Raw genomic sequence first — 13,320 nt, 5'->3', positions numbered from 1 at the left:
CCGTAGGGCCGACTACTACCGCGAAAGATGCCCTGGCCGAGAATTGTGCTAAGGTCGCCTAGGAGCAGATGCCGAGCGGTCGCCGCCGCGTGGAGTTGAGGATGTGGTCTCGTTGTCGTCGCTGCCACGCGGGACGACGGGACCTTGCATGAGGGCCGAGATGGAGGAGAACAGAAACAAGCCGCCCGCCTTTGCCCGCTATCGGCGGGAAGCAGGTCGGCAGGATGAGGAGTCCTCAAGCCAAGAGAGTCGTCCGTCTGATCAAGGTTCCCACGCCGATGGCTTCCGACAGGCGTCCGGCCGGCCCTCTCAGGGCGTGGACGGACCGGCCCCTGGTGTCGGCGGCTTTCGCCCGCGTCATGCCGCCAACATGCGTCCGCCCGGTGCCGGCGACATTGCTCGCCAGGACAGAGCGCTCGACGACGCCCCGCGTCGTCCAGGCCTCTCCGGTCCCGCGACACCATCCCCGGCTTTGCGACAGAATATCTTCGCCCGGGGCGCACAGCGCCGGGCAGATGCGGCAAGGGGGCAAGCCGCGCCAGGACGCCTGGGCGAGGGCGAGACGGGCCCGCGCGAGATGGGGAGCCCTGCCGGTGCTGCGCCCTATGGCCGCGATCCTCGCAGCCGCTCCGTCGAGCCGGTCGGCGCTGCGCAAAGTGAGCTCACAGGCAATCCAGGCCTGCGCGGCCTCGAGCAAGGTACGGCCAGCGGCGTGCGTCACATCATGGCCGAGGACCGATCGCGGCCGCTCATCGGACGCAAGACGATCATCGTGGGCGTCTTGGCCGCGCTGGTGTTCGGTCTGTTCGGCACCGTCGTCTATCTGGGCTATCGTCAAACATTGGGCTTCTCCGGCGAGGTGCCGCTCGTGCGCGCCCCTGACAAACCCTACAAAGAGCCGCCAGATGCGGGTGGCGGCGCCGACCTCGCGAGCGAAGGCTCCAACGTCATGGGGGTCTTCTCCGGTCGTGGCGACGATGCCCGGGTGGAGAAGATCATGCCGCGTGGAGGGCCCGCACCCATGAGTCTCGATCAAGCGGATCCCGGGCTGCGCGAGCGGGCCGACAGCCAGGTTGACCTGGCCCTCCTCGAGCCGCCGCCACTCGGTCCCGTCCCGGCTGCACCCGCGAGCGCTGCGCCGCAGCCCGCCGCAGTTGGAAGCCAGCAGGCGAGCACGCCCGCATCGCCAGCGCCATCGCGCGCCGATATCAGCGCGTCGCGCACCAATCCCGCGACAACCACCTCTGCGATGCCGGTCTCCCCGCGGCAGCAACCGGCTCCCGCCGGGTCCTCGGGAACGGCATCCGCGGCGCCCTCGCAAGCCACGACACCGCCGCCGACGCCTTCGCTTACCGTCCGTCCATCATCGCAGGCGACGGTCGGTGGTGCCAGCGCACCGCGCAGCCTCTTTCCATCCAATGGCCGGACCCCAACGCCCGCTACCGCCTCGCCGTCGACGCAGGTTGCTGCCTTGCCCGCGCCTTCGGCACCGGCACCGGCACCGCTTCCGGCGGGAGGTGCTTGGCGTGTCCAACTGGCGGCCGTAGGCAGTCGTCAGGCGGCTGAGGATGCCTGGCGCATCATTCGCCAGCGCAATCCAGCGGTCGCGACATTGCCGGTCAACTATGTCGAGGCCCAGATCGGCACGGCCCACGTCGTGCGCGTGCAGGCGGGCGCATTTGCAGCGCGAGATGAGGCGGCCCAGACATGCCAGATCCTGCGCGCCGCCGGTTCTGACTGCTTCGTCGTTGGTGCGACCCGTTGACAGCCTTGGCATCGCCTGCGAATCCGCGGCCGATGCGGGCGGTCGTCGTCTCATTGGCCGGTCCCAGGCTGCTGGCCGAAGAGCATGATCTTTTGGGCCGTGGACAGCCGGCAGGCGTGATCCTGTTTGGCCGCAATTGCGTGGATCCACGCCAATTGCGCGAACTCTGCGACGCCGTGCGCATCGCTGCGGGCGACACGGATCTGCCGATCCTGATCGATCAGGAAGGCGGCAGGGTCATGCGCCTTCGTCCGCCCCGCTGGCGTCCGCTCCCGGCTATGGGGACGATCGGTCGACTGGCGTCGGTCGACAGGCAGGCTGGCCTGGAGGCAGCACGCCTTGCAGGCGCCCTGATCGGCGGCGACCTTTCCATGGCGGGCATCACGGTCGACTGCGCCCCTGTCCTGGATGTCTCCGGCCCCACGACGACCAAGGCGATCGGCGATCGCGCCTTCGCCAGTGACCCAGTGCTGGTCGGCGAGCTTGGCCGGGCCTTGATGACCGGTCTGAGCTCGTCTGGTGTTGCGGCGGTCATTAAGCATCTGCCGGGCCATGGTCGGGCGGAGAGCGACAGCCATATGGAGCTGCCGGTCGTCACCGCGTCCCTGGCAGCATTGCGAGAGCATGATTTCGTGCCGTTCAAGATGTGCCACGACGCCAAGCTGGCGATGACGGCGCATCTGCTCTTCAAGGCCTTGGACGCCGATCGGCCGGCGACGCAATCCCCCGCGATCATCAGCGAGATCATCCGGGGCGAGATCGGCTTTGCCGGCATCCTGATCAGCGACGATCTGAGCATGGAGGCGCTATCCGGGTCGCTCGAGGAGCGAGCCTCCCTGGCTGTCGCCGCAGGGTGCGACCTTGCCCTCTATTGCCATGGGCGACTGTCGGAATCGACGCGGATATTGAACGAGGCTCCCTTCATGCCCAGTGCTCGTGCTGCCCTCTGGCGACAAGCGGTTCCGGCTCCCAGTGTCGCTTTAGCGCCGAGCACAATGCTCGAGGCAGACTTCGAGCGTCTTCAGGCCCTTCTGGCGATCGCTGCATGAACGGCTTAGGGCAGCCGAGAAAGCGGTCGAACAAGCGATGATGACGCTAACGCAGATCGGCCAGGCACTTTCCGTCTGGCTCTTGCCGATGGTGACGGCAATCACGCTGCATGAGGCAGCGCATGGCTGGATGGCGGAGAAATTCGGCGACGACACGGCGCGGCAACTGGGGCGGGTGACGTTCAACCCGATCCGCCACGTCGATCCCTTTGGCACGCTCATCCTGCCGGGCCTGTTGCTTTTGCTCTCGGGCGGGACAGTGGCTTTCGGCTGGGCCAAGCCCGTGCCGGTCAATTTCGGCCGTCTTCGGCAGCCCAAGCGCGACATGATATGGGTGGCGCTGGCCGGGCCCGGGATCAACGTCCTCATGGCCCTGGCAGCTGCCATCCTTCTGCATCCGGCGTTCCTGCTGCCAGGAACGCTGGCTGCCTGGGTGGCCAGCAACCTTGCCAACGCTGTCCTGATCAACGTTGTCCTTGCCTGCTTCAATATGATTCCGATCCCGCCCCTAGACGGCGGTAGGGTCGTGGTGGGTGTGCTGCCCCCTGTCTATGCTTGGCGCTATGCCCAGCTCGAGCGCTATGGCCTGCCGATCGTCATCGGCCTCGTCTTCATCATCCCCTTTCTGGCGAGCCAGATGGGCAGCAGCTTCAATCCGCTCGCGAGCGTTCTTTTGCCGGTCGTCGACTATGTATCGAGCCTGATCTTTCGGATCGCTGGATGGTAGCCTTGGGCCAGAGCGAGGCGGCCAAGAGCGATGTCAGCGCTTTCGTAGTGGCGCTCGACGAGTTCGAAGGACCGCTCGACCTCCTCCTTGAACTGGCACGGGCGCAAAAGCTCGATCTGAAGAAGATCTCGCTCGTGGCCCTGGCCGATCAATATCTGGATTACCTGAAGGCAGCCCGGGCCAAGCAGCTCGAAATTGCCGCTGAATATCTCGTGATGGCAGCCTGGCTGGCCTACTTGAAATCGCAACTGCTCTTGCCTCGTGATGCCAACGCCGATCCCGATGCCGCGACGATGGCCGAGGCATTGGCGGCCCGTCTGCGCGCGCTGGAGGCCATCCGCCACGCTGCACTCTGGCTGGAGGAGCGGGCAGCACTGGGAACGGCACGGTTCGCGCGCGGGGCGGAGGAGCCGCTGCCGAAGGAGACCGTTCCCGTCTTCGTGGCTGAGCTCGGTGCGTTGCTTCGAGCCTATGGGGTCACTGCCAAGCGCCAGGAGGTCGCGAGGATCCGCCTGCCGCGCCACCGTTTCATGACCGTCGACGTCGCGCTGGCCCGGCTGTCTCAGCTCCTGACCGGCAGCGATTGGCGTGAATTACGCTCCTTCCTGCCGCCCGAGCTGGCCTCGGCGGTGGAACGGCGGGCGGCGGTGGCCACCAGTCTGGTGGCTTCGCTCGAACTGGCCCGCTCGGGCGAGATCGAGCTTTTGCAGCAGCAGGCTTTCGGGCCGATCCTGGTGCGCCGTCGACCATGAGCGCCATTCACCTGGTGGAGACCGAAGCAGCCGGCGAGCCGGCGAAGGTCGACGCCAAGGCGATCGTCGAAGCCCTGTTGTTTGCCAGCCCAGAGCCTCTGAGCGAGCGTGAAATTCAAGCTCAACTGGGCGCCCTGGGCGATGCCTTGACCCTGCTCCATAGCCTGCGGGCGGATTATGTCGGTCGCGGAATCAGACTGGAGGGACGGGAAGGGCGCTGGGCCTTTCGCACCGCTCCCGAGCTTGCCCCTCATCTCACCCGCGTCCTACGGCCGAAGCGGCGGCTTTCCAAGGCCGCCATGGAGACGCTCTCGATCATCGCCTATCGCCAGCCGGTCACCCGCGCTGAGATCGAGGCGATCAGGGGCGTGGCGATAAGCGCCGGCACGCTGGATCTGCTGGTCGACACGGGCTGGGTGACGCCCAAAGGGCGACGCGATGCGCCTGGCCGGCCGGTCACCTGGGTGACGACGCCGGGCTTTCTCGATCATTTCGACCTTCAGTCGCTCTCGGACCTGCCAAGGCTCGAGGAACTGGAGGGCGCGGGGCTGTTCAATCCGCCCGCCGAGCCCTCCGCGTGAGGCTCAGGTGCAAGAGCCGTGACATTGCGGATTCAGGGGATTTTTGTCAAAAGGCGGTTGGTCGGTCTGGCGGTCTTGCATCTCTTGCTTCACATGAGGTCTAACCCTGGTCTTTCGTCCTGAATGGGTCGATGCGCGTGCGCGACGACCTTCGGTACCGGGCCTGAAGGAGGCCCTGATCCATGCTCGATATGTCCTGGTCGGAAATCCTGGTGATCATGGTCGTGGCGCTCATCGTCATCGGCCCCAAGGATCTGCCCAAGGTGATTCGTGAAGTTGGCAAGTGGACGGGCAAGGCGCGCAGCATCGCCCGCGATTTCCAGCGCTCATTCGATGACATGGTGCGGGAGGCCGAACTGGACGAGATCCGTCAGTCGCTCGATAAGGCAAGGCCGAGCAATCTGAAGAACACGATCCGCGACATGGTTGATCCGGACGGCGAGCTCAAGCGGGCTTTCGACCTCAAGGAGGGACCGGCCAAGCCGGTCGAGGGTGCTCCCAAGGCTGAGGCATCGAAGGCGATCGAGGCCGGGCCGCCCGAGCATCTGCCGGGTTCGCCGCCGCCCGAAACCGTGGCGAGCGACAAGGATCCCACCATCGATGCCCCCCGATATCAGCCGGCGGCACCGGACAAAACCTCGCCGGAACCGGAGGATACCATCATGGCCAGCACTGAGCGGGAGAGTGTGTCGCTCCCGCATCATGTCGAAGACAAGAAGCCGAGCTGAGCCAGGATGAACATCATCAAGGACATTGACGATCGCGAAATGCCGCTGATCGAGCATCTGCTCGAGCTGCGCAATCGACTGATGTACGCCGTGGGCGCCCTCGCGATCGGCTTCGTCGTCTGCTATCTGTTCTCCGACAAGATCTATGCGTTCCTCGTGCATCCCCTGGCGGTGGTCTACGAGGGCCAAACCGGTCGGCGCATGATCTATACGGGCCTCACGGAAGCCTTTTTCACTTACCTGAAGGTGGCCTTTTTCGCTGGCGCCTTCATTACCTTTCCTTTCATCGCCATCCAGATCTGGATGTTCATTGCGCCCGGCCTCTACCGGCACGAAAAGCAGGCCTTCCTACCTTTCCTGATCGCCACGCCCATCCTCTTCTTCATGGGCGGCGCCTTTGTCTATTATTTCGTCTTTCCGATGGCCTGGCATTTTTTCGTCAGCTTCGAGACGGCGGGTGTCGATGGCTCACTGCCGATCCAGCTCGAGGCCAGGGTTAGCGAATATCTCGATCTGGTGATGAAGCTGATCTTCGGCTTCGGCATCGCCTTCGAGTTGCCGGTGGCACTGACCTTACTGGGCCGTGTCGGCATCATTACGGCCGCTGGCCTCAGGCGGAACCGACGCTATGCGGTGGTCGGCGTCTTCATCGCCGCCGCCGTCCTGACGCCGCCTGACGTCATCAGTCAGTGTGGCATGGCGATCCCGCTGCTTCTCCTCTACGAAATTTCGATCCTCCTGGTCGCTCGCTTCGAAAAGAAGCGCGAGCGTGACTTGGCGACGGCCGCGCGTGAACTCGGCGAGGCCCTGGGCGGCGAGCCCAAGGACGACGACCTCTACAAGGATTGAGCTTGAAGAGGTTTTGATCGACAAGGCGGGGCGCCCTTTAAAAGGGCTCCCGCTTTTTGGCCACGCCTGTACGAAAGATCTTCAGCCCGTGTTCGATCTCAAATGGCTGCGCGAGAACCCCGATGCCTTCGACCGTGCCCTCGCACGTCGGGGGCAGGGGCCGGCGGCCGCGTTGCTGCTGGCACTCGATCAGGAACGACGGCAGGTCGAGACCCGCCTGCAGGACGAGCAGCAGCGTCGCAACCGGCTCTCCAAGGAAATCGGCGAGTTGAAGCGGACGGGTGCGGATGCTGGCGCACTCATGGCGGAAGTCGCCTCCCTCAAGGACGGGCTGCGCCTCGGCGAAGAGGAACAGCGTCAGGCCCAGGCCAGGCTGGACGAGGCTCTGGCCTCCTATCCCAACATCCTCATGGATGAGGTGCCGGACGGACCGGATGATAGCTACAATGTCGAGCTCAGACGTGAGGGTAGTCCGCTCTTAGTCAACAAGGCCGCCCACCATGCCGATCTGGGCCAGTCGCTGGGCCTCGACATGGCGGCCGGCGCCAAGCTCTCCGGGGCGCGCTTTGCCGTCCTGCGCGGCCAAATGGCACGGCTTGAGCGCGCCATTGGCCAACTCATGCTGGACGTGCAGACCACTGAAAACGGCTATAGCGAAACCTCCGTTCCATTCCTCGTCCGCGACGAGGCGCTCTTCGGCACGGCCCAGTTGCCGAAATTCGCCGAGGACCTGTTCAGGACGACGGCTGGCCCTTGGCTCATTCCCACAGCGGAGGTGCCGCTTACCAATCTCGTCCGCGAGGAGATCGTCGATGAGGCGCTCCTGCCGCTGCGCTTCACGAGCCTGACGCCCTGCTTTCGCTCGGAGGCGGGGGCGGCCGGCAAGGACACGCGCGGCATGTTCCGCGTGCACCAGTTCCCCAAGGTCGAACTGGTCAGCATCACGACGCCGGAGCAATCGGCGGAGGAGCATGAGCGTATGCTGGCCAGTGCCGAATCGATCCTCAAGAAGTTGGGGCTGGCCTACCGCGTCGTCCTTCTTTGCGGCGGCGATACCGGCTTTGCCTCACGCAAGACCTATGACATTGAGGTCTGGCTGCCGGGGCAGAACAGCTATCGCGAGATTTCCTCCTGCTCCAATTGCGGCGATTTCCAGGCGCGCAGGATGAATGCGCGTTATCGCCAAGCGTCGAGCAAGCAGACGCGCTTCGTGCATACGCTAAACGGTTCGGGCCTAGCCGTCGGCCGTACCCTCGTCGCCATTGTCGAAAATTACCAGGAGGCGGACGGTTCCGTGACCATTCCCGACGCGCTCAGACCCTATACGGGCTTCGATCGGCTGGTGCCCCATGCCTGATCCACGCATTCTTGTCACTAACGATGACGGCATCGAGGCACCCGGCATCGAGGCGCTTGAGGAGATCGCGCACCGCATCAGCGACGATGTCTGGACGATTGCACCCGATCTCAACAATAGCGGTGCCGCGCATTCGCTGACGCTGCGCCGGCCGCTCCGCTATCGGCATCGTGGCGAGCAGCGCTTCTCGGTCGACGGTACACCCACCGACTGCGTGCTTCTGGGCCTCCAGCATCTCATCCCGGGCAAGCCGGTCGATCTCGTCCTCTCGGGCGTTAATCACGGCAGCAATATCGGTGAGGACGTTACCTATTCCGGCACCATCGCAGCTGCCATGGAGGCCACGCTTTTCAAGACCAGGGCCATCGCTTTCAGCCAGGTCTGGCGCCGGCAGGAGGAGATCGACTGGTCGCTGGCATTGGCACACGCCCCAGATCTGATTTCCAGGCTGACGGCAATGCCCTGGCCTGACGATGTGCTCATTAACATCAATTTTCCCGACTGCGCCGCCAGTGAGGTCAAGGGCGTCAAGGTCGCGGAGCAGGGCAAGCGCAAGCTCGGCGATGAATTGATCGAGCGGCTGGACCCGCGCGGCGTACCCTATGTCTGGATCGGCTTGCAGCGGGAGGACGATGCCTGGCGGGACGGTACTGACATTGCCGCTGTCAATGAAGGCTGGATTTCCGTGACCCCGATCCACCTCAACATGACGCATTATCCGAGCCTGCAGGTCGTCGAAAAGGCGCTACGCGGCTAGTGGCATGCGTCGATGGCGACGCGTGTGTGCAACACCCACGCCGCACAACGCGTAAAAACCCTTGATTTGCCGCTCTTTACCTTGAAGCCTTAAGCCATCTGGTCATAATTTATGCTGATGGCACACCGGCAGGCATCGAAAGCGCGATGAGAACCAGGCACGCGACGTCGCCGCAGGCCGGCCGGCTGGTCGGTAAGCCCGCTAGGCTCATCCTGGTAGTGCAACTCCTGGCACTGTTAGTCGGTTGCACGACCTACGAGCCGCGCACTTGGTCTGCCGCCGGTGGGGGCGCCGGTTCATCCGATCTCTATCTCGTCCGTGCCGGCGATACGATCGGAACGATTGCGGCTGCCCATGGGGTAGCGCCCGAACGATTGATCGCCGTCAACGCTTTGAGCGATCCCGACCGGATTCTGGTTGGGCAGGCGTTGCGGATCCCGGGGCGTGCTGGCGGCATGGTGGCCGCCCGGCCCGCGGTCTCGCGTGCGGTGCCCGCGGCTTTCAAGCCGGCGAGCCGTCCTGCGCCGATGAGCACTCCTAGGACGACCGCCAGTACCGCGACGGCGCCAGCAGTGAACCCGTTGCCGCCAGCCTCGCGGCCGGCATTCACGCGGTTGCAGTCCGAACAGGTAGCCAGTGCCGAGGCTGCTCCCGTGCGCTTGACCGGCAGGACCAGGACGGCAGCGGCGCCAACACCCGTTCCCGTGGCGCCGGCTGACTCCAAAGCCCTGCGCAAGGCGGCCGTCACCAAGCCGCCGCCGCTTTCGGGCGAGGGGTTCATGTGGCCGGCGAACGGCAAGATCGTGCAGACCTTCGGGCCGAAGGCAAACGGGCAGCGCAATGACGGCATCAATATCGGTGTACCGGAAGGAACGCCGGTAGTCGCCGCGGAAAATGGCATCGTCGTCTTTGCCGGCGACAGCATCGCCGGCTTCGGCAATATGTTGCTGATCCAGCACGCGAGTGGCTTTACGACAGCCTACGCCCATAACGAGACCTTGCTTGTCTCGATCGGCCAATCCGTGAAACGAGGCCAGATCATCGCCCGGTCGGGTGCTACGGGGGCGGTCACCAGTCCGCAATTGCATTTCGAACTTCGCGCCGGCCGCAAGGCGTTGGATCCCACGACGCAACTGACCGATCGCCCCCCGGACCAGATCGCCAGCCGCTGAGGTCTTTTCTATCCCACGCTCTTCAGGGGATTGCCTGCGGCCAATCGTCAGGTGGCCGATGGCGAAAGAATACTTTAAGTCATGCCGTCAACAATAAGAACCGGCTTAACTTAGAACAATCCAATTCTTAAGAAACGGCGCTGGATATCGACGTATTTCCTAAGATAACTTGGATTGCCGGCCGGCAAGATGGACGGTACTAGATGATCAATATTCGCAATGCGCTTTTCGCGGCCGGCATTATGTTGGGCGTGGGTTCACCGTTGCAGGCGGCCGAGATCGAAATTAAGATGCTGAACAAAGGCGCCGACGGTGGTTACATGGTCTTCGAGCCCAATTTCGTCGAGGCGGCCCCTGGCGACACCATCAAGTTCGTCGCAGCGGACCAGGGGCATGATTCGGTGTCGATGAAGGGCATGCTGCCCGAGGGGGCCGCCGAATGGAAAGGCAGGCTCAGTCAGGAGATCAGCGTGGTCGTCGATAAGCCCGGCATCTACGGCTATAAATGCGAGCCCCATTATGGCATGGGCATGGTGGGCCTGATCGTCGTCGGCAAGGATACGCATAATCTCGAGGCGGCCCGGCAGGTCAAGCAGATGGGCAAGGCCAAGAAGGCCTTTTCCGAGCTTTTGGACAAGGCCGCTGAGATCAAGGCCGCCGAGGCCGTGCAGCCCTCGCCGACGACGCTGGCTGCCAGATAAGCGCGTCACGCTCTCTCGGGACGTGCGGCGGGCGCCGGGCCGAGATCGTCCTGGCGGATCGCCTCCATGGTGGCGAGGAGGCGCTTGAGTGCATCCTCCTCGCGGGCGAGACCGATGAAGCTCCCGCTGAGCGGATCGACAACCATCGCCAGATGGGAATTGGTCCGGTCCAGCATGCGAACGAAGGCGTTCAGTGGTGCCGTCGTCTCGATGCTGGGCGGCGGCTCGCCCGCCAGGAGGCCGGTTGCCTCGAGTCGCTCGGGTGCTGCCTCGAGAGCCATGCGAAGTGCCTGGCGATGGATGAGGTTCAAGGGTCGGCCCTGCCGATCGAGGACCGCAATCAACCCTGACGGGCGACCGGTCGCTTCCGTCATCGCCGCCAAATCGGCGTCGACATGAAGTCTGGTGATCGAGCCATCGACGATATCCTGCACGTGATGGGCGGCGAGGCGACCGACATCGTAGGGGCCGCGCACCGAGAGACCACGCAGGTGAAAGCGCCAAGTGGCGAAATTATAGCCGAAGAACATGGTGGTCACGGTCGAGGCTATGGCGACTCCTATGATCGCCATGGGTGCTAGATCGAGATTGCCCGTCGTTTCGATCGCGAGGGCCACGATGGCGAAGGGCGCGCCAATGACCGAGGCCGCCATCGCCGCCATGCCGATCACCACCATGGCGACGCCGTCGGGCGCTGTGGCGCTCGGCAGGAGATGCGGAGCCAGATGTGCAAAGAGGCCGCCGAGGCAGCCGCCGACGAAGAGTGAGGCGCTGAACATACCGCCCTTGAATCCAGCCCCTAGGCTGAGCGCGGTGGCGATGCTCTTGGCCAGGAAGAGGCCAAGGACGACCGAGACCGGAAGGTCCACGTTTAATAGAAACGTCAGCGTGCGATGCCCGCTGCCGGCTGCGGCAGGCACCATGAAGAGTAGCGGGATGAGCAAAGCAGAGATCGCCAGCGGGCGCAGCCAGGCGGGAATGCGCAGACGGCGAAGGCTGTTTTCGACCAGGGGCGTTGCCTGCATCATGGCAATGCCGGCTATGGCCGCCAGCAGGCCGAGCGGCAGGGCCGCTATGAAGTTGATCGGCCCGACGCTGGCCGGCATCGCCGCGAAGGGCTGATTTTCGCCCCCCAGCAGGCCGGTGGCCAGAGCGCTGCCGGCGGCAGCGGCGCCGACGATCGGTGCCGCACGCACTGCATAGCCGCCCAACACGAGTTCCAGGGCATAGAGCGTGCCGGCGATCGGCGCGTCGAAGAGGGCGGTGATCGCCGCCGCGGCACCGGCGGCGACGAAGACACGGCGGGTGCGCCGGTCGAGTTTGATCAAATTGGCAACCCAGCTGGCAAGCGCACCGGCCAGTTGGGTGCTGCCGCCCTCTTGGCCAACCGAGGCGCCAGTGCCAACGGCGAGGGCGCTCAAAAGCGCGAAGGCCAGGCTGGAGCGAAAGGGAATGTTGCCACCATGAAGCGCATTGGCCTCGATGACGTCGACGACGTCGCGCGCGAAACGCGAGGCGAGCCAGAAGCCAACGCCGCAGGCCAAGGCGCCCACAAGGAATCCCGGGGCGAAACGCATGAGTTCGAGCGTGACGTCGAGTGCATCGCGGTTATGGAAGACGATGCCGAGGAGCAACTTCTGGCTCAGCCGTGCGAGCCTGCTCAACAGCAGGACCACACTGCCGATCCCGGCCCCGATGAGGCCGGCGATCAACGTGTTGACGACGTCGAGCCCGCGTGGCCGCCGCAGGCGGAGCCACGCGCGGATGCGCGACCTCGCTGGCAGAAAGGCTTGAGCGGTCCGCATCGAGAGAGACTTAGCCGGTCTGCGGCGCTAGGCCAGCGCTTTGCCCTGGCGTCCGGCCAGGTCCTGAACGAACTGCCAGGCGACGCGACCCGAGCGGTTGCCGCGCGTCTGCGCCCACTCCAAGGCCTCGCGCCGCCGCTCCTCGGCCGTACCGGCTAGACCATGATGCGCGGCATAGCCCTCGATCATGGCCAGATAGGTGTCCTGGTTGCAGGGATGAAAGCCCAGCCAGAGACCGAAGCGATCGGAGAGCGATACCTTCTCCTCTACCGCTTCGCCGGGATTGATCCCATCGGCGCGTTCATTGTCGATCATCTTGCGCGGCATCAGGTGGCGGCGGTTAGAGGTCGCGTAGAACAGGACGTTGGCTGGACGACCCTCGAGGCCGCCCTCAAGGACGGCTTTTAGCGACTTATAGGACGTCTCGCTCTCGTCGAAGGAGAGATCGTCGCAAAAGAGCAGACAGCGCCGGCCGCTCTGGCCGAGCTCGTGTAGGAGCCGGGGCAGGCTTTCGAGGTCCTCCCGGTGGATTTCGATCAGGAGCAGGCTGCCCGGTCGCTCGGTATTGACCTTGGCGTGCGCAGCCTTGACGAGCGAGCTCTTTCCCATGCCGCGCGAGCCCCAGAGGAGCGCGTTGTTGGCGGGAAGCCCGTTGGCAAAGCGGCGCGTATTGTCGAGCAGAATATCGGCGACACGATCGATGCCGCGCAGCAGTTCCAGCTCCACCCTGGCCACTGCCGGCACGGGGCGCAGACGACCTTCCTTCGCTTCCCAGACAAAGGCATCCGCGCCTTCCAGCCGCAAGGGCGGCGGCGGTGGCGGAGCCAGGCGCTCCAGGGCCTGGGCGATACGCGTGAGAAGGGGAGCGAGATCCGATCTGTCGAGGGTCATGGCCGTCACATCGGTAAAAGATGGTTAGAAGCTGGCCCCCGCATACCTGTTGGCCTTCGTCGACGCCACCCTTGGAGTCGGCGCTTGTTGCAATGCAAGTCTTGGCCGGTATAGTCCACGGCCAACTGGCCGGGCACCCGCTCGCGCCCCAGCTTGCGTTGAACGCAGTCTCGTTCCAGAGGGCAT

At 64.5% G+C, this 13,320-nt stretch carries 13 protein-coding genes; 11 read left to right on the top strand and 2 right to left on the bottom strand.

The window, feature by feature from the left end; translation table 11 throughout:
- The first annotated feature begins 148 nt into the window (after positions 1-148).
- The 11 genes from CFB17_RS04175 to CFB17_RS04125 all read left to right on the top strand — a co-directional run bounded on the left by CFB17_RS04175 (position 149) and on the right by CFB17_RS04125 (position 10,438).
- Positions 149-1,765, top strand: a complete 1,617-nt coding sequence (locus tag CFB17_RS04175) for an SPOR domain-containing protein (RefSeq protein ID WP_088560128.1) — start codon at positions 149-151, stop codon at positions 1,763-1,765.
- Positions 1,766-1,797: 32 nt separating this feature from the next.
- Positions 1,798-2,814, top strand: a complete 1,017-nt coding sequence (nagZ, locus tag CFB17_RS04170) for a beta-N-acetylhexosaminidase (protein ID WP_088560127.1) — start codon at positions 1,798-1,800, stop codon at positions 2,812-2,814.
- 37 nt (positions 2,815-2,851) lie between these two features.
- Complete coding sequence (locus tag CFB17_RS18890) at positions 2,852-3,541, top strand: site-2 protease family protein (RefSeq protein WP_165769414.1); 690 nt, start codon at positions 2,852-2,854, stop codon at positions 3,539-3,541.
- Positions 3,535-4,293: a segregation and condensation protein A gene (locus CFB17_RS04160; RefSeq protein ID WP_088560126.1), complete on the top strand. Its 759-nt coding sequence runs from the start codon at positions 3,535-3,537 to the stop codon at positions 4,291-4,293. The genes CFB17_RS18890 and CFB17_RS04160 overlap by 7 nt, the downstream gene beginning before the upstream one ends.
- Complete coding sequence (gene scpB, locus CFB17_RS04155) at positions 4,290-4,874, top strand: SMC-Scp complex subunit ScpB (protein WP_088560125.1); 585 nt, start codon at positions 4,290-4,292, stop codon at positions 4,872-4,874. The genes CFB17_RS04160 and scpB overlap by 4 nt, the downstream gene beginning before the upstream one ends.
- Positions 4,875-5,056: 182 nt before the next feature.
- Positions 5,057-5,602: a Sec-independent protein translocase protein TatB gene (tatB, locus tag CFB17_RS04150; RefSeq protein WP_088560124.1), complete on the top strand. Its 546-nt coding sequence runs from the start codon at positions 5,057-5,059 to the stop codon at positions 5,600-5,602.
- 6 nt (positions 5,603-5,608) lie between these two features.
- On the top strand, positions 5,609-6,451 hold the full coding sequence (gene tatC / locus CFB17_RS04145; RefSeq protein WP_088560123.1) for a twin-arginine translocase subunit TatC: 843 nt from the start codon (positions 5,609-5,611) through the stop codon (positions 6,449-6,451).
- Positions 6,452-6,539: 88 nt separating this feature from the next.
- Complete coding sequence (gene serS, locus CFB17_RS04140; RefSeq protein WP_088560249.1) at positions 6,540-7,808, top strand: serine--tRNA ligase; 1,269 nt, start codon at positions 6,540-6,542, stop codon at positions 7,806-7,808.
- Complete coding sequence (gene surE, locus CFB17_RS04135; protein WP_088560122.1) at positions 7,801-8,565, top strand: 5'/3'-nucleotidase SurE; 765 nt, start codon at positions 7,801-7,803, stop codon at positions 8,563-8,565. Before serS ends, surE begins: the two co-directional genes overlap by 8 nt.
- A 146-nt stretch (positions 8,566-8,711) precedes the next feature.
- Entirely contained in the window at positions 8,712-9,737 is a 1,026-nt protein-coding gene (locus tag CFB17_RS04130; protein WP_088560121.1) for a LysM peptidoglycan-binding domain-containing M23 family metallopeptidase, read from the top strand.
- A 203-nt stretch (positions 9,738-9,940) separates the two neighbouring features.
- Positions 9,941-10,438, top strand: coding sequence for a pseudoazurin (locus CFB17_RS04125; RefSeq protein WP_088560120.1), 498 nt, complete (start codon positions 9,941-9,943; stop codon positions 10,436-10,438).
- A 5-nt stretch (positions 10,439-10,443) separates the two neighbouring features.
- On the opposite strand, the gene CFB17_RS04120 is transcribed toward CFB17_RS04125, so the two are convergent.
- Both CFB17_RS04120 and CFB17_RS04115 read right to left on the bottom strand, forming a co-directional pair.
- Positions 10,444-12,243 carry a chloride channel protein gene (locus tag CFB17_RS04120; RefSeq protein WP_088560119.1) on the bottom strand — a complete coding sequence of 600 codons (1,800 nt, stop codon included), beginning with the start codon at positions 12,241-12,243 and terminating at the stop codon, positions 10,444-10,446.
- 27 nt (positions 12,244-12,270) lie between these two features.
- A complete protein-coding gene (locus tag CFB17_RS04115) occupies positions 12,271-13,134 on the bottom strand; it encodes an ATP-binding protein (RefSeq protein WP_088560118.1) in 864 nt (287 codons plus the stop codon).
- Between the last annotated feature and the right edge of the window lie 186 nt (positions 13,135-13,320).

The sequence above is a fragment of the Arboricoccus pini genome (assembly GCF_900187945.1).
Classification (GTDB): domain Bacteria; phylum Pseudomonadota; class Alphaproteobacteria; order Geminicoccales; family Geminicoccaceae; genus Arboricoccus; species Arboricoccus pini.
This window is presented reverse-complemented; position numbering and strand designations above follow the sequence as displayed.